Raw genomic sequence first — 22,168 nt, 5'->3', positions numbered from 1 at the left:
GTATATTTTCTAATACGCGGTCAAATTCGAATGCTCATTTCATAGTATTCGCGAAAATCGTCGATTTTCCGCGCGATAGCATTCGAGCGCTGCTGAAACAAAAAACCCCACGTTCTCGCGTGGGGTTTCTCGACTCTGGCTTTCAGCGAAGCCCGACTTCCTTGGCCCGCTTCACATTGCATGCCGCGTGTTCCGTATAAACGACGCGGTGCTGATTGTTGTAATAGACCGACCATCGATCGGCGCCATGATCCTTGAAGGCATATTCGGTGCACTGCGAATGCCACGGCCCCCAGTTGCCATCGGGCGGCCCGAGATTGTCTTCGACGTCCTCCCGCGTCATGCCGACTTTCACGCGGCTCATATATTCCCGCGGATCAGGGTCCTTGCTGAAAACCGAACATCCGCTCAGGCCGGTCAGGATCAGAACCAGTCCCACTACACCACACGCTTTCGATTCGAGCATCGCTTCAGTCCTCGCAAAAAGGTCTGAAGCTATCGGCATCGCGGAGACGGGACAATCGAACTAATCCGAAAGTGCACGCGATCGCCGCCGCGCCAGTTCCGCCACGCCGATGCACGCCGCGAGCCACGCGCCGCCCGACGCGAAACCGCCGATCACATCGCCGGGAAAATGCACGCCGATCACGACGCGGCTCGTTCCGATCGCCAGCACGATGAAACACGCCAGCGCGACGATGAGCGGATCGCGGCGCGTCGGCGCAAGGCGCAGCAACACGTACGCGCACATGCCGTAGCAGACGATTGATCCGAACGTGTGCCCGCTCGGAAACGCGAAGCTTTCGGGCAGCGGCATCGTCGAGCCGGTGGGACGGTCGCGGCGCATCATCGCCTTGAGCGCCTGATTGAGCAGGCCGCCCGCGCTCGTGACCGCGGCAAAATACACGGCGAGGCCGAAGCGGCGCATGAGGATCAGCGCGGCGCACATGAGCGCGCACACGAGCGTGAGAAACCAGGGATCGCCGAGATGCGTGAGATGCGCGAACCATCGCGCGGCGAGTGCGGGCGTGCCGTCGCGCACGGCGTCGAGCAAACGCTGATCCGCCGATGAAAACGCCGTGCCGTGTGCAATTCGCGTCGCAATGGCGATGAACACCGTCGCGCCGAGCGCGACCGTCACCAGCGCCGACACCGCGACGGCCCGCGCCGACGCCCGTGTTTCGCGCGCGGCCCACGCCCACCCGCAAGCCGCAACGGCAGGAACGACGAAGAGCACGATCGCGATGATCTCGACCGCATGCCTTTGCGCGAGCGCCGTGTATTCCATGATGTCCTGTTTCTCCCGAATTGCCCGTCGCTCGCGCGGGCTCAGGACGCTGCCGCGCTGGCCTCCGCTTCGAACGGCCTGTCCCACCCGAACGCCTGCACACGCGCGACCGACTTCTCCACGACGAGCACGCCGCAGATTTCGCCCGGCATCGGCAGCGTGAGGGCGTGCCAGCCGTCCGGCGCGGTGTCATCGCCTGCTTCGCCGTGTGCCGCGCGCGTTCTGCCGATCCGCGCGGCTTCGTCCCACATGAGCTTTCTGGCGCCCGCATCGTGGACGCCGGCCGTCTCGACGGTCAGGCCAAGCCCTATTCTCGTCGATGCCACTGCGATCACGATCCAGATGCCCGAGTACGCAACATCGACATACATCGCGCCACCGGCGGACGGATGCGTGACGACGACGCGTTCGCCGGGCCCGTCGTCCACGCCCACTTCGTGCGGCTCGCAATCGAGCATGTGCGAGAGCACGAGGCGCAAGGTCGCGCGTGCGACGCCGAAACGCCGCCCGAGCGCCGAATTCGGATGCAGCCGCGTGCGCTTGCGCTCGGCCAGGCTGAGCCAGCTCCCGATATTCGATGCCGACGCAAAGCGAAATTCACTCGGCACGAGCCAAAGACAGACCTCGCCGGGCGCGGGTGGTTCGTGGATCTGCACGCGCGACTTGGCGAGATCGTAGTAGCGCCACGGAACCTCCGCGGCATGAAGCTCGGGGATGCGAACGGTGGAAGGCATGGGCGCCGGCGGAAACGGGCGGCGCGTGCGACGCGCCGGAACGATCCGCATTCAGGGAGAAACCAATATTTTCGGCGCTCGTACCTTATGGGATGCTTAACCGGCGACACCGAGCACCACATCGAAACTCCCTAAGCATTTCCTAAGCTTCCCTCCACTACGCTTGCGGCTTCCCTGAACGCGAAGACCCGCCAGATGAAGCCAGCGCCATCCGCCACCGTCACGCGTCGTCGAAAGCCATGACCGCCCGGAGACACGCCATGAGGGTATTGCTCGTCGAAGACGACCGCATGATCGGTGAATCCGTGCGGGACGAACTGCGCGAAAGCAGCTATGCCGTCGACTGGGTGCGCGACGGCAAGCTCGCGCTGACGAGCCTCACCACGCACGTCTACGATGCGATCCTGCTCGACCTCGGCCTGCCCGGCGCCGACGGCATCGACGTGCTGCGCTCCGTGCGCCGCGGGGCGCATCACGTGCCGCTCATCATCATCACTGCGCGGGATTCCGTCGAAGAGCGCATTCGCGGTCTCGACGAAGGCGCCGACGACTACCTCATCAAGCCCTTCGACATCTCCGAGCTGAAAGCGCGCATGCGCGCGGTGATCCGCCGCCGTGGCGGACAGGCCGCGCCGCTCATGACGAACGGCGTGCTCACGCTCGATCCCGCGACGCGCGAAGCCACGTCCGGCGAGATCGCGACGCGCCTGTCCAGCCGCGAATTCGCGCTGCTGCAATCGCTGATGATCCGCCCCGGCGCGATCCTCTCGCGCGCGGAGCTGGAAGACCGCATCTACGGCTGGAACGAGGAAGTGGAAAGCAACGCGGTCGAGTTTCTGATCCATTCGCTGCGCAAGAAGCTCGGCGCCACCGCGATCAAGAATGTGCGCGGCGTGGGCTGGATGGTTTCGAAGCAGCCATGACGCGTTCGCTTCAGTTCAGGCTGTCGGCCTGGCTGTCGGCGCTGATCGTCGTGATCGCGGCGGCGGGCGGCGTCATCGCCTTCAAGACGGCGTTCCACGAGGCCAACGAGTTGCAGGACGGCCAGTTGAAGCAGATCGCCGCGCTCGTGACGCCGCGCACGCTCGCCGTGATGGAACGCGAGGCGCTCGCCGACGTCGGTGGCGCGGACCCGGAATCGAAGCTCATCATTCAGACGATCGCCGAGCGTAAGCCGCTGTCGCTCGCGCCCGGCTTGCCCGACGGTTTGCAAAACACGATCGTCGATGGCACGCCGTGGCGTCTCGCCATCAACACGCTCGATGACGGCACCCGCGTCGTGATCGGCCAGAAGACGGCGGGCCGGGATGAAATCGCCCGCAACGGCGCGCTCGCCACCGTGATGCCCTTCGCCGCGCTCGCGCTCGTGCTGCTCGCGGCGCTGCACCTGATCGTGCGCCGCATGTTCCGGCCGCTCGCGGCGCTGTCCGCTGGACTCGACACGCGCCCCGAGCACGATCTCTCGGCGCTCTCCGGCGACGCGCTGCCGAGCGAAATCGCGCCCTTCGTCGTCGCGATCAACCGGCTGCTCGCGCGCGTGGAGGCGTCGGTGGCGCTGCAACGCCGCTTCGTCGCCGATGCCGCGCACGAACTGCGCTCGCCGCTGACCGCGCTGTCGTTGCAGGCCGAGCGGCTGAGCGCATCCGACTTGCCGGACTCCGCGCGCGCGAAGCTCGATGCGCTCAGGCGCGGGCTCGCGCGCACGCGTTCGCTGCTGCATCAACTGCTGACGCTCGCGCGCCTGCAGCAACGCACCGACGCCGACACGGCGCAGCTGCGCGTGCAGGAAGTCTTCCGCAACGTGCTGGAAGATCTGATGCCGCTCGCGGAGGCGAAGGACATCGATATCGGCGTGTCGAGCGCCGACGACGTGTTCATCCACGCGCCGCAGGCCGATCTCACGATCCTCGTAAAGAATCTCGTCGACAACGCGATTCGCTACACGCCGCCGGGCGGCCGCGTGGATCTCGCGACGGGCGTCGCGAACAAGCGTCCGTGGATTCGCATCGAGGATAGCGGCCCCGGCATCGCGCCCGAGGAACGCGCGCGCGTCTTCGATCCGTTCTATCGCGTGCTCGGCAGCGACGTGGACGGCTCGGGCCTCGGGCTTTCGATCGTCGGCACGATCGCGGCGCGCATGGGTGCGAAGGTCGAGCTCGCCGATGCCGCGCCGCGCGGGCTCGTCGTGACCGTCACGGTCTGAACGCTTGCGTTCGGCGGTTCGATCGCGAGCCGCATGCAGGCTGCGTAAGGACATACGCGAGCCGCATGCCGGGCGCGCGTGCGGCATGCTATCGTCGATGCGTGATTCCGATGGGTCATTTCGATGCCGCCATCATGAGCCAAGTGCGCTTTCCCCTCGGACCCGATGACCGGGTGCATCTGATGTGCTGGCTCACGTGCGGACTGCTCGGCGCGTATTACATCGAAGGCGACTGGCCCGATACGTCGTTTCAGGTGCGCACCGCGCACCGCTGGCTCGACCGGCATCATCGCGCGGCGGAATGGATCGAGACCGCGCGGCTCTCGGCGGCGGCGCAGGCGCTCGCCGCGCGCTTCTCGACGACGCTCGACGCCGACGCCTCGCGCGGCGACATCGAACGCATTCTCGAAGGCGAGGATCTCGACTACGAAAGCGCGCTCGTGCAGCGCATCTATCACGAGTGCTGGATCGAGTTGACGAGCCGGCGCAGACCTTCGCACTAGCAATCAATTTTCATGCCGCATCAGGCATGTGCCCCGAAGCTTCTCGCATTCGGGCACGCACATTTTTTCGACCGGCACGAATGTGCGGAACCCCACATTGACGCTCATGGCGCGGCGCTAACATCGGCGCGCCTGCTCGCACGTCGATGTTCGCGCCCCCGGCCGTGACTGAATCGCCGGGCTGAAAAGCGGCTACACCGTCAGCGGCCAAGAACGATGTGAACAATCGACACTGACCGGAGGTCGCCATGCAGCGCAGCATTCGTCCGCTCCTTCCTCAATTCCCGATTCGTCGCGTGCGGTTGCGGCCGCTCGCGATGCTCGTGCCGCTCGTCGCGGGCCTGACGTGCGCAATTGCCGCCGATGCCGCGCCGCCCTTGCCGGCGGGCGGCCAGTTCGTCGCGGGCAGCGGCGCGATCGGTGGCAACGACCAGTCGCTCACGATCAACCAGACATCGACGCGCGGCGTCATCACCTGGAACAGCTTCTCGATCGGCGGCGGACGGCAGGTCACGTTCAACAACGGCACCGGCGCGACGCTCAATCGCGTGACGGGCGGCGATGCATCGGTGATTCTCGGGCAGCTCAACGCGACGGGCAGCGTGTATCTCGTCAATCCGCAGGGCGTGCTCGTCGGTCCGGGCGGAGTCGTCGCGACGGGCGGGCGCTTCGTCGCGTCCGCACTGGATATCGGCAACGACGCGTTCATGCAGGGCGGCCCGCTCACGCTCTCGGGCGGCGGCGACGGCATGGTCATCAATCTCGGCAAGATCGGATCGAGCGGCGGCGACGTGTTCCTCGTGTCGCGCACGGCGGCGGTGAACGGCGGCAGCATCAGCGCGCCGCAGGGCACGGCCGAAATCGCGGCGGGCAATCAGGTGCTGTTGCAGGACGCGTCGGGCGGACAGCAGGTTTTCGTGCAGGCGGGCAGCGGCGGCACGGCGATGAACGGCGGCATGATCCAGGCGGCGCAGGCCAGCCTCCAGGCCGCCGACGGCAACGTGTACGCGCTCGCGGGCAACAACACCGCGATCCGCGCGACCGGCACCGCGACGCGCGACGGCCACGTCTGGCTGGTCGCGGACCAGGGCGCCGTGCACGCGAACGGCGCGATCGCCGCGACGAACGCCGACGGCGGCGGCGGCACGGTCGAAACGCGCGCGAACACGCTCGACGTCGCGGGCGCGAACGTGCAGGCGCGCACATGGAAGCTCGGCGCGCCGACATTCACGGTCGATCAGGCGAACGCGGACTCGCTCGCGCGCAGCTTGAGCAACGGCACATCGGTCGATGTCGAAGCCAGCGGCGGCGATCTGACCGTGGGCGGGAACGTCCAGTGGAACGGCAATGCATCGCTCACGCTCGGCGCGGCGCACGGCGTGTCGGTCGGACCGGGCGCGGCCATCGGCAACACGGGCAACGGCAATCTCACGCTGCGCGCGGATGCGGGCGGCATCGACAACGGCGGCAGCGTGACGAACCGCGGCACAATCGACTGGTCGAAGAGCGGCGGGATCGTCAGCGCGCTCTACGACATGAACGGCAGCTACGCGCCGGGCACGCTGCTGACCAACAGCGGATGGACCGCCGCGCCGTATAGCGGCGTCGTCACGCAAATCACGGCGTACAAGCTCGTGAACACGCTCGCCAATCTGTCCGGCGTGTCGAAAGACCTCGCGGGCGTCTATGCGCTCGGCAAGGACATCGATGCGAGCGCGACCGCCTATCCGAATTTCTTCACGGCGATCGGCGCAACGCAGACGCCGTTCACCGGCCAGTTCGACGGCTTCGGCCACACGATCGACAAGCTCGCGACGGTGGCGAACGTCAACGACGACCGCTACGGCATGTTCGGTGTGATCGGCGCGAGCGGCGTCGTGCGCAATCTGAATCTCACCAACGCCAGCACGGGCGACTATTCGTCGGGCGCGTTCGGCTTGCTCGCGGGCCAGAACAACGGCCTCGTCACCTACGTCAACACGACGGGCGGCGTCGGGCAGAACGGCTTCGGCGGAGCGGGCGCGGGCGGGCTCGTCGGCGTGAACAACGGGATCATCGAACGTTCGTCGAGCACGGCGGATGTCGGTTATCAGATTCCCGCGGGCGGGCTCGTGGGCGTGAACAACGGGACCATCGCGCAATCGTTCGCGACCGGCGCGACTCAGGCCGGGACGCACGGCGAAACGGGCGGGCTCGTCGCCTTCAACAACGGACTGGTCACGCAGTCGTACGCGACGGGCAGCGTGGGCGGCTTCGGCGGCGGCGGACTTGTGTTTGTCAACGGCACCAACGGCGTGATCAACGAATCGTTCGCGGTGGGGCAAGTCGGCGGCGGCGGGCCTCCGGGCGATCCGGAAGGCGGCATCGCGGCATACAACCAGGGCGCGATTCACAACAACGTCTACTGGAACAAGGACACGACGATTCGCACCAGCGCGGCCGGATCGAATTCGGGAACCGTTCCGCCCGATTCGAACGGTCTCACCACCGCGCAGATGAGCAACGCGTCGAATTATCTCGACTGGAACATTCCGGCGGGCGGCGTCTGGGCGATGCCGGCGGGGGCGACGCATCCCGTCTTGCAGTGGCAGCAGGCGCAGCCCTGACGAGCTCGACGAGACGACGCGCGGATGGCGGGATTCGCTCCCGTCATCGATTGCCCTTCGTCGGCAGCATGAATCTCATGCATGACATGCATTAGGCGATTTCACTTGCTTCATGGCAACGGCCCCCGTTAAATGACGTGCTCAGACGCACGACATTAAATAACGGAGACAAACCCATGACGCAGATCGATCCCCGCACGCGTCTTCTTCTGGAAGCGCCCATCGTGCCGACCGTCCTGCGACTGGCGGCCCCCAACGTTTTAGTGATGGTCGTGCAGGCCTCAGTCGGCCTTATCGAAACCTATTTCGTCGGCAAGCTCGGCAACGACGCGCTTGCCGCGATGGCGCTCGTCTTTCCGATTCTCATGCTGATGCAGATGAGTTCCGCAGGCGCGATCGGCGGCGCCATTGCATCGTCGATTGCGCGAGCGCTCGGCGCGCGACGCCGGGACGATGCAGATGCACTGGTGATTCACGCGATGCTGATAGCGCTCGGCTTCGGCCTCGCGTTCACGACGGCGCTGCTGTCGGGCGGCCGATGGCTATACGCGCAAATGGGCGGCACCGGGGCGTCGCTCGACGCTGCGCTCATCTACTCGGACTGGATATTCGCTGGTGCCGTGCTGGTCTGGCTTTTCAACGCGTTGAGCGCGGTGATTCGCGGCACCGGCAACATGACTGTGCCGGCTAACGTGACCGTCGCGGGCGCGGTGGTGCTCATCCCGCTATCGCCTTTGCTTATCTTCGGCTGGGGGCCCATTCCCGGCATGGGCATCGCGGGCGGCGCGATGGCGCTGCTCCTTTACTACCTCGGCGGAACGCTCGCGCTCTGGATGTATCTGCGCTCGTCCAAGAGCCTTCTCAAGCCGAAGCTGGCGGGCGTTCGGCTTCGCTGGCCACTGTTTCGCGACATCTTGCGCGTTGGCCTCGTCGGCGCGATTGCAACCGTGTCCACCAACTTGTCGATTGGCATCGCGACTGCGCTGACGGGGCATTTCGGTCCGGACGCGATCGCGGGTTACGGCACCGCCGCGCGCCTCGAGTACCTGCTGGTGCCGCTGGCGTTCGGCTTTGGCGCACCGCTGCTGGCGATGGTCGGCACATGCATCGGCGCCAACGACAGGGAGCGCGCGCTCAGGGCCGCGTGGGTCGGCGCTGTGATGACCTTCGCCATCACGGAGACCATCGGCCTCGCGGCGGCGATCTTTCCGCGCCCCTGGCTACTGTTGTTCGGAAACGAGCCGGCGATGCTGGAGGCCGGCGTGCAATATCTGCGCGCGGTCGGTCCGCTGTACGGGTTCTTCGGTCTCGGACAGGTGCTGCATTTTGCTTCGCAAGGCACGGGACGCCTGAAGTGGCCCGTGATCGGCAATCTCTTGCGCCTGGCCGTGGCCGGATTCGGGGGATGGCTTTCCCTGCGCTATGGCGGCGACCTGGTACATGTATTCCTGGCTCAGGGCGCGGCGCTCGTGGTGTACGGTCTCGTCATCGCCGGCACGATTTCCGGCGGTGCGTGGTTCGGGCGCGTGGGCTGGCCATGCAGCACGTCGGCGTTGATGCGGCGTCTGTCGTCGGCCTGACGTCATTAAAGGAACCCGATTGCCGGGATCGGCCTCGTCGATGAAGACCCGTCGGGCTAACTCCCGATCACGAGAAAGATCTCTCCGACCGGCGCCTTCGATCCATTCGGCACCACGGCCTTCAGCGGAAATCCATACGTGCCGCGAAAGCTCACGAAGCGCCCGACCTGCACGCGAATCCCCGCCCCGACGCTCGCCAGCGACGCATCGTTGACTTCGCCGAATTCGGCGATGCGATTCCACACGTGGCCCGCATCGAAGAACACGAACGGCTGCATCGCCGCGATGCCCGCCGATATCGCCGGCGCGCGCAGTTCCGTCTGCAGGTTCCATCCGCGATCGCCCTGCGCAGCATACGGCTCATAGCCGCGCACCGTGGCATCGCCGCCCAGACCGAGCTCCTCGCTCGGCAACAGCGTGCTGCCCGTCCACTGGAAAAGCCCGCGCGCCGACACCGAAAAGCCCGACGTGCCGAGCGGCATGTCGCGCTGCGCCGACAACTGCATGTACTGATAGCGCGGCTTCGCGCCGAGGCGCGCGGCATCGTAGGCTTCGTCGTTGCTGTTGCTGTCGAAATAACCCGGACTCGCGAAGAGCGATGCATTCAGATGCGTATCGCCGGAAGCGTCGCTCTTAGAAAGATCGTAGGCGACGACGAACTGATGAATATGCGTGTTCGCATTGAACACCTGAAAGCCGCCGAATTCGAGGTCGTTGTTCGAGCGCTTGAAGTCGTAGCCGAGCTGCACTTGCTGCTGCCACGCGCCCGCGTGATCGAGCGGCGGCAAGCGCCAGTCGTATCGAAAGCTGATTTGGGAGCTGAGACCGGTTTGCCCGTAACTGTCCGGCAAACGCGGCGTACTTTCCGCGAACACGCCGAACAACTCGACGCGATCGAGCCACGGCAAGGGCGCCACCACATTGAACGCGTGCGCGATGTAGCGCGGACGATCGGGCCGCCCTTCGATATCCGGATTGCCGCTCAGAAGATCGTTACTCGCGGTCATCTGATAGCCGATGCGCGCATCGATGCCGAAGAGATTGCCGTAATCGAATCCGGCGAGAATGCGATCGCGGCCGAGATCGCGCACGCCGTCGTTGTTATAGCCGCCATAGATGCGAAACGGAAAGCGATCCTCGGTTTGCAGCACGACATCGGTCGTATCGTGCGCGGCGCCCGGCGCATAGATCACGTCCACGCGCCGGTACGGATTCGCGTTGAGCAGCGCGAGCCCCGAAGCGATATCGCTTTCGCGGATCGGCTCGCCGCTCGCGAGCGGCATCTCGCGCATGAGCAGCGCATCGGAGAAGTAGCGATTGCCTTGGGGTATCACGCGCCCCGCGCGAAACTCGGCGATGACGATCTTCACGACGCCATCGCTCACGTCCTGCTCGGGCACGTACACATCGACGAGCGGCTGGCCCGCGGCGCGATATCGCTGCACGACCGCGCGCCGTATCCCGGCGAGGCGCGCAAAAGTCAGAGGCTTGTGGAGATCGGCCGAGAAGCCGTCGAGAAATTCGCGCGTGAGCAATGGCGCGCCCGTCGCCGTGATCGCGTTGTCCGCGGCCGATTGCGTCGTCGGCTCCGCGGCATCCGCACGCACGAACGCGATGCCGCGCAGATCGCGGATAGCGACGTCCTGCGAGTCATCGCGAGGCTCGGGCCGCGATGGCGACGCGCGCGGCCGTTCCTCGGCGGGCGGCGCGATCGGCGCGACATCGCGATACGACTGCGCGGCGGCATCGCGTGCAGGAACGATGCAGACGATCGCTGCCGACACGACCGTCACGGCGACGCGTGCGCGTGTCAATCGATTAGTCGCGCGCGGCGATCATGAAGCATGTATCCTCCGGCGTTCGTCGCGTGGGTCGGCTTCGCATGGTATCAGCGATGTCGCGGAACGTTTCGTGCAATAAGCGTATCCATCGCGGTTCACGTAGAAATGACGCCGGGCGAATCATTCGACATGTAGAAATCACCGCGTCACGCGCGGCGCATGTGTCGAACGCACAACCCATCTATGATTCGAAGACGATCGGCCTAATAGACAGCCGAAGCCGCATGACCAGGACAGGGATGGACAAAACCTCCACCGCAGATATCGACGCGCAATGCGCGCGCGAGCCGATCCACATTCCCGGCGGCATCCAGCCTCACGGCGTGCTCTTCAGCGTCGATGCGCACTGCCACATCCTTCAAGTGAGCGCCAACGTCGCGCAGTTAGCGCACATCGCGCCCGACGCGTGCCTCGGGCTCGCGCTATCGGCTGTGCTAGGCGAGCCCGCAGCCGAACGCGCGAGCGCGGGCCTCAGGCAACTCACGCGCGATGGCGCGACGATCCACGCCGGCAACGTGGTGCTCGACGGCTGGACGCTGCGCGGGCCGGTCGCGATCGTCGTGCATCGGCATGACGGGCTGCTGTTCGTCGAAGTCGAGCCGGCGCAGGACACCGCCGATGTGTTCTCGACCATCTACCCGCTCGTGCGCTCCTTCGTCACCGAAGTGCAATCGATGCGCACCATCGAGCAGCTCTGCCAGTTCGCCGCCGATGAAATCGCGCGCATTACCGGATTCGGGCGCACGCTCGTGTATCGGTTCGATGAAGAAGGCAACGGCAACGTGCTCGCCGAAGCCGTCGAGCCGGGCTATCCGTCGTATCTGAACCAGCACTTTCCGGCGTCGGACATTCCGGCGCAGGCGCGCGAGCTGTATCGCAGGAATCGCATTCGCCTCATCTCGAACGCCGACTACGAAGCCGCGCCGCTCGTGCCCGCGCTGCATCCGGCGACGGGCCGCCCGACCGATCTCACCTACGCGTCCTTGCGCAGCGTGTCGCCCGTGCATCTGCAATACATGCGCAACATGGGCACGCTCGCCTCCATGTCGATGTCGATTCTCGTCGACGACAAGCTATGGGGCCTGATTTCCTGCCATCACGCGACGCCGCGCCTGCCGCCGTTCGAAGTGCGCACCGCGTGCGAGCATGTCGCGCAGATCGTCTCGTTGCAGATCGAGGCGCGCGAGTCGCAGGGCGAGGCGCATTACCGGCTCGAACTGCGCCGCATGCTGTCGAAGCTGCTTTCGTCGATGGCCAATACCGACAGCTTCGTCGACGCGCTCGTGAACGACGCCTCCGATCTGCTCGGCTTCACGCGCTCGTCGGGCGCGGCGGTGATCTTCGAAGGACGCACGTCGCTCATCGGCGTGACGCCGGGCGAGCACGGCGTGACAGCGCTCGTCGACTGGCTCGACGATCAGAGCGAGGATGTCGTGATGTCGGATCGCGCCTCGCAGGAATGCCCCGCGCTCGCGGATTCGTCCGACGTGGCCGGCTTTCTCGCGGTATCGATCTCGAAGATTTACCGCAACTACGTAATCTGGTTCCGCCGCGAAGTCGTGCAGACGATCGAATGGGCCGGCGACCCGCGCGCGAAGCTCACGGGCCTCGCCGATTCGCTGTCGCCGCGCGTGAGCTTCGATACGTGGACCGATGTCGTGCGTCATCGCTCCTTGCCGTGGCGTCCGGCCGAGCGCGAGATCGCGCTGGAATTCCGCGCGGCGGTGCTCGGCATCGTGCTGCGGCGCGCGGAGGAAATCGCGCAACTCGCGACCGAACTGGGTCGCGCGAATCACGAGCTCGAAGGATTTTCCTACACGGTGTCGCACGATCTGCGCGCGCCGCTCAGGCATATCGTGAGCTTCGCGGACCTGCTCGGGCAGATCGACGGCGAGAAGCTTTCGGAGCGCGGGCGCGGCTACCTGGAGCGCATCGTGACGTCGGCGCGTTTCGGCGGCCGTCTCGTCGACGATCTGCTTTCGTTCGCGCAACTCGGCCGCGCGGCGCTGCGTCCGCACAAGGTCGATGTCCACGCGCTCATCCATACGGTGATCCAGAACGATATCGAAGAACACGCGTCGGCGCGCGTGCACTGGAAGGTGGATGCGCTGCCGTCCATCGAAGCGGATCTCGTGTTTCTGCACGTAGCGTTCGCGAACATCATGTCCAACGCGGTGAAGTTCAGCGCGCAGCGCGACCAGCCGACGATCGAGATCGGCGCACACGATGGCGCGGGCGAACTGGCCGGCCACGTCGTGTATTTCGTGCGCGACAACGGCGTGGGCTTCGACATGCGCTATGTCGACAAACTCTTCGGCGTGTTCCAGCGCCTGCACGTGAACGAAAAGTTCGACGGCACCGGCATCGGCCTGGCGAACGTGCGGCGCATCATCGAGCGGCATGGCGGCAAGGCCTGGGCCGACGGCACGCCCGGTCAGGGCGCGACTTTTCATCTGGCGCTGCCGAAGCAGTTTCGCCCCGAGAGCGGCGTGCGGCGCGACACGGCCGCGTCCGCGCTGGCGCGGCTCGCGGCGGGCACGGGCGGCGCGGGGCATGACATCGGCCAGCTCGTCAGGCGTTCGGAGCAGGAGAAGAAGTAACGCGCAATGCAAAAACGGCCGCGATCTGATCGATCGCGGCCGTTGCGCTTTGATGACGCTCTATCGCGCTTAGAAGCGGTGACGCAGACCCACGGTCGCCGCAACCTGATTCTGCGTCGACGACGGCGACAGCGTGTTGATCATCGCGACGTTCGCGCCTGCATTGCCCAGATCGCCCGACGCGTGCTGATACACGCCTTCGACGTACACATCGGTGCGCTTCGAGAGCGCGTAATCGGCTTGCAGCGATGCGGTATGCCACTTCGGATCGCCCGAACCGTTCGCGCCCGTTACCTTGCCGTCCGTGAACGTGTACGAGGCGTTCAGGCTCAGCGCCGGCGTCAGCGCGTAGCGGCCGTCCAGCTCGAAGTTGTTCAGATGCAGATTCGTGTTGCCCGGCAGCGCGACCGTCGTGCCGCCTTGCGACGCGGCGAGCAGGTTGTCGTAGTGGGTGTTGGTCCACACGAAGGCGACCGTCGCCGGGCCGTACGTGTAGTTCACGCCCGCGCCGAACGTGCGCTGCAATTCGGCCGTCAGATTGGCGTTGTTACCCTGACCCGCCGAAACCGCGCCGCCCGCATTCGCGTTGCCGCGCGAGTTGTTCGTCTGCAAATAGGCGGCCGCGAAGTTCAGCGGGCCGTTGCCATACGAAGCGCCCGCGCTCCACGCACGGTTGTTCGCGAACTGGCCGGCGTCGTTCGAGAAGCCGTACAGACCGCCGAACTTGAAGCCCGCGTAACTCGCGCTCTGATACTTGACCGAGTTCTTGATCGAGAACGAGTGATCGAGGTTGTCGTTATCGAACGGGTGCGCGGCCAGGTTGTTGCCGTAGCCCGCGCCGGATTCCGCGAACGGCGACAGATAATCGACCATCGAATCATATTGACGGCCGAGCGTGACCGTGCCGAATTGATCGTGTTGCAGGCCAACGTATGCCTGGCGATTGAACATCGTGTTGCTTTCGTTGAAGCGGCCGTTATTGAGGTTGAAGCCGCTCTCCAACTTGAAGAGCGCGTGCAACCCGCCGCCCAGATCTTCGCTGCCTTTCAGGCCGAAGTAAGTATCGGAAACTGCGCCGCTGCCTTGTTGCCAGTTGCTATGGCCGCCGGAGTTGTTCGTATAGACGAGGCCTGCGTCAAGCGTGCCGTACAAAGTAACGCTACTCTGCGCGTGGGCTGCTACTGCGAACGTGCCGAGAATGCCCGCGATGAGAAGGGTTTTTTTCATGGTTCTCTAGTGTCCTGTTTAAAGCGAAAGCTTCCGGGGTTGACGAACCATATCGATGGCCGTTTGCCCTCGTGAAACTGGGACACACTTTATTCGACTGACAACTGAAGTGGCCGCGTATCGCGCGCAATAATCATTTGCCGATTCTGCAACCGGGTGCGCAAAATCGTTCATATTCGTTTAAGGTCAAGCGCTTAGCCCCGCCAGCCGGCCTCCCACGATGATTCTTCTGTTGCACATCGACGACGTTATTGGTGCGGATTCTGGATAACTCCATTTCGCCGAATGTCGTTTATAACGAGCAGCGATATTTGCTAGACTCGTTCGTGTCTACAGGTCGCCGAAGCAGATATTCTGAGGACACGGGGCGGTTTCGCGAGAGGAAATCGCTCCGTTTTAATTCGCCTTTTTCGGATTCGACTTCCGTTACTCAATCGCGCGTATATCACACTTCAATGCGAGCGTTTTAGCCTCGCTCATAATCCCGTTTCGTCGCAAATAATCAGGTACCCGAACCATTCGGTGGATTGAGCGGATTTTCTTTCATTTGTGTGCCGAAACGACTTTCATTCGCATCGATATCGCCGATATGTTTTTGCGAATATCTCGATGTCTTGAAAATTTTGCGCAGCTTTCCGCCGATTCGAGGCGACGAAATTACAGCCGTCGCCTCCTCGTTCGGCAATTAGAGGGAAACTTCTTAAGAAATGTAACTGGTCGCCAAACGTTTGCCGTGACATGCGGCGGTCATCGGACATCTGAAGTTTCATTTCGAAACAAATTGAATAGCCTTGAATCGCCTCTCCGGAACATTGATTGCTTAAATAGAGGTCTCTGCAAATCCAGCCGGAATCAGCAACATGAAAAGAAGCGCCGATGCAACAACCGTCCCAGCCTTTCGACAGCGACGCCCAGCGCAACTCGCGGAGGGCGAACTAAAACATCTGGAAAGGATCCTGGCGAGTTTCGTCGAAGGCAGCACGTCCTCGGACCGTCTGCCCGCCAGATACTGGAACATGAGAATTTCGCAACTGGATGAGGATTACGATCTCGTCCCGTCGCAGAGTCATCGTGTGGCTTCGCTTCAACGCAAGCTCGCGTTACTCGACAAGGCACTCGATACGGCCGCCGACGCTCAGGACGGTCAGCAAAGCCGGCGCGTCGCCGCCTGACTTCGCTCCACATCGCACGACGGCATCACGAGGCCGCTCGCACCCATTCATCGACGAATGTGCGTGCCGCCGTATGCGCGCTCATCAGCGCGTCTTCAGCCGACGTGAAACTCGAATAACGCGTGCTCTCGATGCACAGCGGCGAAAACGCGGTGACCGGTCTTCCCGAACGACTGATGGTTACGATCGCCAGATAGTGCGCCGCGCCGGGAGAAGGCACGAGCCTGTGACTGGTTTCGATCGCGACTTCGAGCACGAAGCCTTTGTGGTTGTACGACCGGATCATCGGAGCACCCCGTCACGCTGAGACGACGCAAAGCCGCGCACCGCAACGATGCACGGCGTCTGATCGTGCACTCAGCACGAGACGTTCCTGTGCACGGACCTGACGTGTGGCGTTTATCTGGCGCGGCGCATCGCCGTGCGGGCAACATCGGCGGCGAGATCGGCGCGCAGTTCGGCCCATTTGCCCAGCAGGGTGGCGTCGTCGGTCAGGAAGTACGGCGTGTGCGCCCACTGCTCGACCTTGCCGCCCGCAACGACGAGTTCGAAGATGCGCATGTCCTCGTCGTCGCTCACGCCCATGCGCACGAGTTCGCGGAGCGAAAGGATATCGTGCAGCGCGACCGTCTGAATGCCGACGCCGTGCAGCACCGCCATCACCGTCTTGCCGATACGCCATGCCGCCTCGCGGCTGTCCGCCAGAACGAACGCGACGCTTTCGAGCGGCGCCTCGAATTTCAAGCGGTACAGGCGAGACTTACATTGTTCACTCAGTTGCGTGTCCATATTGCTCAAGCCTGCGCTCATCGCCGGAGGCTGAAAATACGGCGTCTCATGCGATTGAGAGCGGTGTCGTCGAAGTGGATGTGAAGATTGATCGCGGCCTGGTTCGCCTGCGTCGCTCGCTTGGAGCGATGCATTGCAGGAGTTGTTCCCGCACAAGCATAGGATGCCGCACGCGCAAGCGTATGTCCGATTGCACTGCCCTTCGACATACGCTCGCGCATGGGTTCGTGAAGGCCCGATGGCCTTGGCGCTGCCCACTCAGTGATTCAATTCCTCCAGACGCAATCCGTTGGTTTTCGGTCCGAACAGCCCGATCGCCAGCGCGACCAGCAACATGCACACCGTGATGCCGACGAACACGCCCGGCACGCCGAAGTCCTTCAGCAGCGACGCGATGATGAAGCCCGACATCATCGCGCCCGCGCGGCTCGCCGAGTACACGATGCCGCTCGCACGGCAGCGCACGGCCGTCGGAAACAGTTCCGTCTGATACGCGTGATAGCAGACCGAGATGGTTTGCCCCGCGAGCGAAATCAGCACACCGAGCGCGATGAGCGCGGCGGGCGATTTCATCTGCCCGAACGCGAGACCGCTCGCGATCACGACGAGCGCGCCGCCGACGATCAGATACTTCCGCTGAATGCGGTCGGCGTACAGCATCGCGAGTAGCGGTCCGACAGGCAGCGCGAACGCGATGACGAACGAATACAGCAGACTCTTCGTCACGGTGACGCCCTGGCCGATGAGCAGCGTCGGCACCCAGTTGGCGAAGCCGTAATACCCGATCGCCTGACAGAAATTGAAGACGACGAGCATGATGAGACGCGAGCGATACGGCGCATCGAACAATTCTCGAAGCGACGCGCGCCGATGCGCCGGCTGCTCGACGACCGGCGCGGGCGGCGGCAACGCGGCGCCCGATTCGCGCTCGACCACGCGCTCGATCTCGCTCACGACGCGTTCGCCTTCCTCGTCGCGGCCATGCATCGCGAGCCAGCGCGGGCTTTCCGGCACCGCGCGCCGGATGAACCACACGACCACCGCGCCGACCGATCCCGCGAGCACGACGATGCGCCAGCCATCGAGGCCGAACACGGTTTCCGGCACCAGCCAGTAGGACAGGAGCGCGGCGACGGGCGCGGCTGCGAACATCACCATCTGATTGAAGGCCATCGCGCGGCCGCGCATGTGCTGCGGCACGAGTTCGGTCACGTAACTGTCGATGGTGATGATCTCGATGCCCACACCGATGCCCATCACGAAGCGCCAGAAGATCACGCCTTCGGGCGTCGTCTGGAACGCCATGATCGCGGAGCCGACCGAGTACCACAGCAGCGAGAACGTGAACACGCTGCGTCGCCCGTAGCGGTCCGGCAGCCAGCCGAAGAAGAACGTGCCGATGAAAAGCCCCGCGAACGTCGCCGCGATGAAACCCGCGATGCCCGTGAAGCCGAAGAAAGCGTGCGTGGTGGTCTGCAAGAGGCCGCTCTTCGCCATGCCCGGCGCGATATAGCCTGTAAAGATCAGATCGTAGATTTCGAAGAAGCCGCCGAGCGAGATGAGAAACACGAGCATCCACAGATGCCGCGTGATCGGCAGCCGATCCATGCGCGCGGAGATCTGCGCACCGGGCGTCGAGGCGACGCGAACATCGGGCGATGCGAGCGGCTCGGCGATCGCGCTGAAGGTTGGTTGCATTGCTTTGTCTCCTGAGTGGGCGACGGCGCCGGTTTTTATGTGCGCTCGTCGCGATGCTTCACGCCGTGACGTTCTTCCTGAGCTGCCCCAGCACTTCGTCCGTATGCTCGCCGACGCGCGCGAGCGGTTGACGCACGCCGGGGCGGCGTCCGCCCATCGTGAGCGGCAGCAATACGACGTCGGTGGTGCCGCCGTCGTCGGTCTGCATCGGCACGAGGCCGCCGCTCGCCTTCAGGTGCGGATCGTCGAGCAACTGTTCGGGGCGCATGATCGGCGCGTACGGAATGCCGGCCGCTTCGAGCTTCGGCGCGAGTTCGTCCGCGCGATGATTCGCGAGAATCTCGCCGAGCCGCGCGAGCAGATGCGGCCGCACCGCGACGCGCATCGCATTGGTCGCGAAGCCGGGTTCCTGCGCGAGGTCGGGGCGTTCGAGCACGTCGCAGAGCGTCACGAACTGCTTGTCGCTCACCGCGCCGATGAAGAGCTGCTCGCCTTCGGCCAGCGTGAACACGTCGTACACGCTCCACGCCGATACACGCGATGGCATCGGCGGCGGCGCTTCGCGCGTCATCGCGTACTGCTGCATGTGTTGCGCGGAAAGAAACACGCAGTTCTCGAAGAGCGCGCTCTGCACTTCCTGGCCGCGTCCCGTGAGATCGCGTTCGCGCATCGCGGCAAGCACGCCGATCGCGCCAAACATGCCGCCCATGATGTCGTTCACCGATGTCCCCGCGCGCAGCGGGCGGCCCGCCGGACCGGTCATGTACGCGAGGCCGCCCATCATCTGCACGACTTCATCGAGCGCGAGGCGCTTTTCATACGGGCCCGGCAGGAAGCCCTTGTGCGACACGTAGATGAGCTTCGGATGCGCCTTCGAGAGCGTGTCGTAGTCGAGCCCGAACTTCGCCATCATTCCGGGGCGGAAGTTTTCGAGCAGCACGTCGCATTGGCCGATCAGATCGATTGCGGCGTCGCGCCCCTCTTCCGTGTTGATGTCGATGACGACGCTTTTCTTGTTGCGATTGAACGAGCGAAAAAAGCCGATGCCGAGGCCGGGCAGATTGCGCGTCTTGTCGCCGCCGGGCGGTTCGATCTTGATGACTTCCGCGCCGAGATCCGCGAGGATCATGCCGCAGGTCGGGCCCATCACCATATGCGTGAATTCGATCACGCGCACGCCTTCGAGCGGCAGGGTTGAATGACTCATATCGTCCTCAGGCTTCGATTGCAGCGGTTGATTCGTACGTGACCGGCAAGCCCGCGAGCGCGAGCGCGCCGCGCAGGGTTTCGCCGTCGAGCCAGCGCGCGACCTTCGCGCGCAGCTTCAGCAAGGCGGGAATGTCGATGCCGGTATCGATGCCCATATCGGCGAGCATGAACGCGAGGTCTTCGCTCGATGCATTGCCGCTCGCGCCCGGCGCATGCGGACATCCGCCGATGCCCGCGAGCGTCGCATCGAAACGCGCGACGCCGGTTTCGAGCGCGGCGTAGACGTTGGCGAGCGCGAGGCCGCGCGTGTCGTGGAAATGACCGCACCAGAAGCGCTCGCCCGCGATGACACGCGCCTTCTCGAAGAGATCGCGGACCGCGGACGGCCCGGCATAACCGACCGTATCGGCGATGGAGACGCGGTCCGCGCCGGCATCGAGCAGCGCCTGCACGTAGCGCAGCACATCGGCGGGATCGACGTGGCCCTGAATCGTGCAGCCGAACGCCGTGCCGATGCCGCCTTCGATCATCGTCTTCGAACCCGACGCATCGCGCGCCGCCCGCATGCGCGCCACTTCCGCGACGACTTCCTCGGGCGTCTTGCGAAGGTTCGCGAGGCTGTGCGCGCGGCTCGCGGAGAGCGGCACGAGCATCAGATCGGCTTGTGTTTCGATGGCGCGCTCGGCGCCCTTGAGATTCGGCACGAGCACGGAGACGAAAAGCCCCGGCAACGTCCTGGCGTACGCGACGAGTTCGGCGGTATCGGCGAGTTGCGGCAGGAGGCGCGCGGGCACGAACGAACCGACTTCGATTTCGCGCTGACCGGCGGCGTACGCATCGCCGATCCATTCGAACTTGCGTTCGGTCGGCACGATCGTTCGAATGCTTTGCAGGCCGTCGCGCAGGCCGACCTCACGGATCACGGCGCGCTGTGGGAACGCGGGCATGGCTTTGTCTCCGAGTCTTTTGTGTGTATGGTCTCGACTTTAGAGATTCCGCAAACGCCATTAAAGCGGTAATTTGGAAGGCTCATGCTTCCCGTTCGGAACGTCAGAGGAGTGGCCCGCCCATGCGCGACATCGACCTGAAAACGCTGCGCCTGTTCGTGACGGTCTGCGAGCACCAGAACATCGCGCGCGCGGCGCAGGAATCGCATATCGAGCCTTCGGCGATCAGCAAGCGCATCGCGCAACTGGAGACGTCGCTCGGCGTGCCGCTGCTATCGCGCTCGCGGCGCGGCGTCGAGCCGACGCCCGCGGGCATCGCGCTGCTGGAGCATGCGCGCAGCGTGCTCTTCACGATGGAGCGCATCGCGAACGATGTCGCCGCGTTCGGCGGCGGTCTGATGGGGCGCGTGAGCATTTGCGCGTCGGCATCGGCGATTGCGGAAGCGCTGCTCGACGATATCGCGTCGTTCATGCGCGAGCCCGCAAATCAGAACATCAAGGTCGATGTGGAAGAGCGCCTGTCGCACGATCTCGTGCGGCAACTGCGCGAAGGCGTGGCGTCGGTCGGCGTGTGCTGGGACAGCGTCGATCTGCGCGGCTTGCAGCATCGGGCGTATCGGCATGACCGGCTCGCGCTCGCGGTGCCCGCCGATCATCCGTTCGCGCGTCGGCCTTCGGTGAGCTTCGAGGAATCGCTGGACTTCGAGCATGTCGGTCTGCCGCCCGCGACGGCCGTTCATACGATGCTGCAACGCGCGGCCGCGCAGGCGGGCAAGACGATGTCGTATCGCGTGATCGTGTCGAGCTTCGACGCGGCGTTTCGCGTCGTCGCGGCGGGACTGGGCATCAGCGTCGTGCCGATGGAAGTCGCGGGAACGTATCGGCAGGCGCTCGGCGTCGAAGCCGTTCCGCTTTCCGATGCGTTCGCGAAACGGCGCTTCGTCGTGTGCTTCAGGGATTTCGAAGCGTTGCAGCCGGCGGCGCGACGCCTCGTCGAACATCTGGAAACGCGGGCCGCGCGCTAACGCGGCGCGTCGCAGAACACGGTTTGCGCGTCCTTCTTCTCGAATGTCAGATTGACGGATCGCGCGCCGCCCGGGCGCGTGCAATGCGGCTTGCCCGCGGGCACGGTGAGCAATTGCCCCGCGCGCAGTTCGACGGCGCCCTCCTCGAATTCGATGACGAGTGTCCCTTCGACGGCGACGAAAGTCTCGTCCGAATTCGGATGAAAGTGCCATCGATAAGGCGCGTCCATCACGCTGATGTGGACATCGTGATCGTTGACGCTCGAGATGACGCGGTTCATGTAGCCGTCGCGGGCGGCATCGGCGATGGCTGCGTAGTCGATGGTTTCAGTCATTCGTTCAGGCTAACGCGGTGGGTCAGGCGTTACAAACGAATCTTTTTAGCCTCGATGTGAGCGGGATTGTCCATTCAAACACCGCCCTGAAGCCCCGCAGCATCTCCCCGCCCCATGATCGCCGCAATATTGCCGATGGCCGGCTCCGCGTAACGCACCGGCCGCGCGTCGAGCGGCAGCGGCGCGGGGCCCGAATCCGTCGCGCGCTGATAGACCGGCAGCGGCGGCGCGCTCTGCGCGCTCGATGCGACCGGGAACACCGGCCCGCCCACGATCCCCACGCCGAAGAACGGATGCGCCTGCGCCACCGTCACAAGGCCGAAAGTCAGTTGGGCGGCCACCATCGCGTATTTGATCGCTCTCATTTCCCGTCTCCTGGATTGCAGTTGTTTGTCGATGGAAGCATTCTGC

Annotated in this window: 20 protein-coding genes; 8 read left to right on the top strand and 12 right to left on the bottom strand. The window is 64.5% G+C overall.

Annotation, left to right across the window (positions count from 1 at the left end):
• Positions 1-142: 142 nt before the first annotated feature.
• Genes bamE through IAG25_RS04830 form a run of 3 tightly spaced genes read right to left on the bottom strand, consistent with a single transcriptional unit; the run spans position 143 to position 2,022 of the window.
• Positions 143-466: an outer membrane protein assembly factor BamE domain-containing protein gene (gene bamE / locus IAG25_RS04840; protein WP_187603826.1), complete on the bottom strand. Its 324-nt coding sequence runs from the start codon at positions 464-466 to the stop codon at positions 143-145.
• 60 nt (positions 467-526) lie between these two features.
• A complete protein-coding gene (locus IAG25_RS04835; protein WP_187603825.1) occupies positions 527-1,288 on the bottom strand; it encodes a phosphatase PAP2 family protein in 762 nt (253 codons plus the stop codon).
• A gap of 41 nt (positions 1,289-1,329) precedes the next feature.
• On the bottom strand, positions 1,330-2,022 hold the full coding sequence (locus IAG25_RS04830) for a hypothetical protein (RefSeq protein ID WP_255503539.1): 693 nt from the start codon (positions 2,020-2,022) through the stop codon (positions 1,330-1,332).
• A 260-nt stretch (positions 2,023-2,282) separates the two neighbouring features.
• Here IAG25_RS04830 and IAG25_RS04825 point away from each other — a divergent pair, with 260 nt between their 5' ends.
• The 5 genes from IAG25_RS04825 to IAG25_RS04805 all read left to right on the top strand — a co-directional run bounded on the left by IAG25_RS04825 (position 2,283) and on the right by IAG25_RS04805 (position 8,914).
• Positions 2,283-2,945, top strand: a complete 663-nt coding sequence (locus IAG25_RS04825; RefSeq protein ID WP_187603824.1) for a response regulator — start codon at positions 2,283-2,285, stop codon at positions 2,943-2,945.
• The gene (locus IAG25_RS04820; RefSeq protein WP_187603823.1) at positions 2,942-4,225 is read left to right on the top strand and encodes an ATP-binding protein; all 1,284 of its coding nucleotides are present in this window, start codon (positions 2,942-2,944) and stop codon (positions 4,223-4,225) included. The genes IAG25_RS04825 and IAG25_RS04820 overlap by 4 nt, the downstream gene beginning before the upstream one ends.
• 134 nt (positions 4,226-4,359) lie before the next feature.
• Complete coding sequence (locus IAG25_RS04815; protein ID WP_309243921.1) at positions 4,360-4,728, top strand: hypothetical protein; 369 nt, start codon at positions 4,360-4,362, stop codon at positions 4,726-4,728.
• 248 nt (positions 4,729-4,976) lie between these two features.
• On the top strand, positions 4,977-7,334 hold the full coding sequence (locus tag IAG25_RS04810) for a beta strand repeat-containing protein (protein ID WP_187603822.1): 2,358 nt from the start codon (positions 4,977-4,979) through the stop codon (positions 7,332-7,334).
• Between the two features lie 176 nt (positions 7,335-7,510).
• Positions 7,511-8,914, top strand: a complete 1,404-nt coding sequence (locus IAG25_RS04805; RefSeq protein ID WP_187603821.1) for an MATE family efflux transporter — start codon at positions 7,511-7,513, stop codon at positions 8,912-8,914.
• A 56-nt stretch (positions 8,915-8,970) separates the two neighbouring features.
• Here the strand turns inward: IAG25_RS04805 and IAG25_RS04800 are convergent, their stop codons facing one another.
• Entirely contained in the window at positions 8,971-10,728 is a 1,758-nt protein-coding gene (locus tag IAG25_RS04800; RefSeq protein ID WP_187603820.1) for a ShlB/FhaC/HecB family hemolysin secretion/activation protein, read from the bottom strand.
• Positions 10,729-10,994: 266 nt separating this feature from the next.
• On the opposite strand from IAG25_RS04800, the gene IAG25_RS04795 reads away from it, so the two are divergent.
• On the top strand, positions 10,995-13,355 hold the full coding sequence (locus IAG25_RS04795) for an ATP-binding protein (RefSeq protein ID WP_187603819.1): 2,361 nt from the start codon (positions 10,995-10,997) through the stop codon (positions 13,353-13,355).
• A gap of 69 nt (positions 13,356-13,424) precedes the next feature.
• Here the strand turns inward: IAG25_RS04795 and IAG25_RS04790 are convergent, their stop codons facing one another.
• Positions 13,425-14,582: a porin gene (locus IAG25_RS04790; RefSeq protein ID WP_187603818.1), complete on the bottom strand. Its 1,158-nt coding sequence runs from the start codon at positions 14,580-14,582 to the stop codon at positions 13,425-13,427.
• A 1,016-nt stretch (positions 14,583-15,598) separates the two neighbouring features.
• Between IAG25_RS04790 and IAG25_RS41390 the strand changes: the two genes are divergently transcribed.
• Positions 15,599-15,754, top strand: a complete 156-nt coding sequence (locus IAG25_RS41390) for a hypothetical protein (RefSeq protein WP_255503538.1) — start codon at positions 15,599-15,601, stop codon at positions 15,752-15,754.
• Positions 15,755-15,779: 25 nt separating this feature from the next.
• On the opposite strand, the gene IAG25_RS04780 is transcribed toward IAG25_RS41390, so the two are convergent.
• The 5 genes from IAG25_RS04780 to IAG25_RS04760 all read right to left on the bottom strand — a co-directional run bounded on the left by IAG25_RS04780 (position 15,780) and on the right by IAG25_RS04760 (position 20,397).
• A complete protein-coding gene (locus tag IAG25_RS04780) occupies positions 15,780-16,040 on the bottom strand; it encodes a hypothetical protein (RefSeq protein WP_187603816.1) in 261 nt (86 codons plus the stop codon).
• A 113-nt stretch (positions 16,041-16,153) separates the two neighbouring features.
• Entirely contained in the window at positions 16,154-16,498 is a 345-nt protein-coding gene (locus IAG25_RS04775) for a hypothetical protein (protein ID WP_250485686.1), read from the bottom strand.
• Between the two features lie 303 nt (positions 16,499-16,801).
• Positions 16,802-18,241: an MFS transporter gene (locus IAG25_RS04770; RefSeq protein ID WP_187603815.1), complete on the bottom strand. Its 1,440-nt coding sequence runs from the start codon at positions 18,239-18,241 to the stop codon at positions 16,802-16,804.
• Positions 18,242-18,299: 58 nt separating this feature from the next.
• Positions 18,300-19,448, bottom strand: coding sequence for a CaiB/BaiF CoA transferase family protein (locus IAG25_RS04765; protein WP_187603814.1), 1,149 nt, complete (start codon positions 19,446-19,448; stop codon positions 18,300-18,302).
• Between the two features lie 7 nt (positions 19,449-19,455).
• Positions 19,456-20,397 (bottom strand): hydroxymethylglutaryl-CoA lyase, encoded by a 942-nt coding sequence (locus IAG25_RS04760; RefSeq protein WP_187603813.1) that lies wholly within the window; start codon positions 20,395-20,397, stop codon positions 19,456-19,458.
• A 122-nt stretch (positions 20,398-20,519) separates the two neighbouring features.
• Between IAG25_RS04760 and IAG25_RS04755 the strand changes: the two genes are divergently transcribed.
• On the top strand, positions 20,520-21,422 hold the full coding sequence (locus tag IAG25_RS04755; RefSeq protein ID WP_187603812.1) for a LysR family transcriptional regulator: 903 nt from the start codon (positions 20,520-20,522) through the stop codon (positions 21,420-21,422).
• Here the strand turns inward: IAG25_RS04755 and IAG25_RS04750 are convergent.
• Both IAG25_RS04750 and IAG25_RS04745 read right to left on the bottom strand, forming a co-directional pair.
• On the bottom strand, positions 21,419-21,757 hold the full coding sequence (locus IAG25_RS04750) for a cupin domain-containing protein (RefSeq protein ID WP_187603811.1): 339 nt from the start codon (positions 21,755-21,757) through the stop codon (positions 21,419-21,421). The two genes, IAG25_RS04755 and IAG25_RS04750, sit on opposite strands and share 4 nt — an antisense overlap.
• Positions 21,758-21,831: 74 nt before the next feature.
• Positions 21,832-22,122 (bottom strand): hypothetical protein, encoded by a 291-nt coding sequence (locus IAG25_RS04745; protein WP_187603810.1) that lies wholly within the window; start codon positions 22,120-22,122, stop codon positions 21,832-21,834.
• Positions 22,123-22,168: the final 46 nt, after the last annotated feature.

The organism is Caballeronia sp. EK, assembly GCF_014384845.1.
Lineage (GTDB): Bacteria > Pseudomonadota > Gammaproteobacteria > Burkholderiales > Burkholderiaceae > Caballeronia > Caballeronia jiangsuensis.
This window is presented reverse-complemented; position numbering and strand designations above follow the sequence as displayed.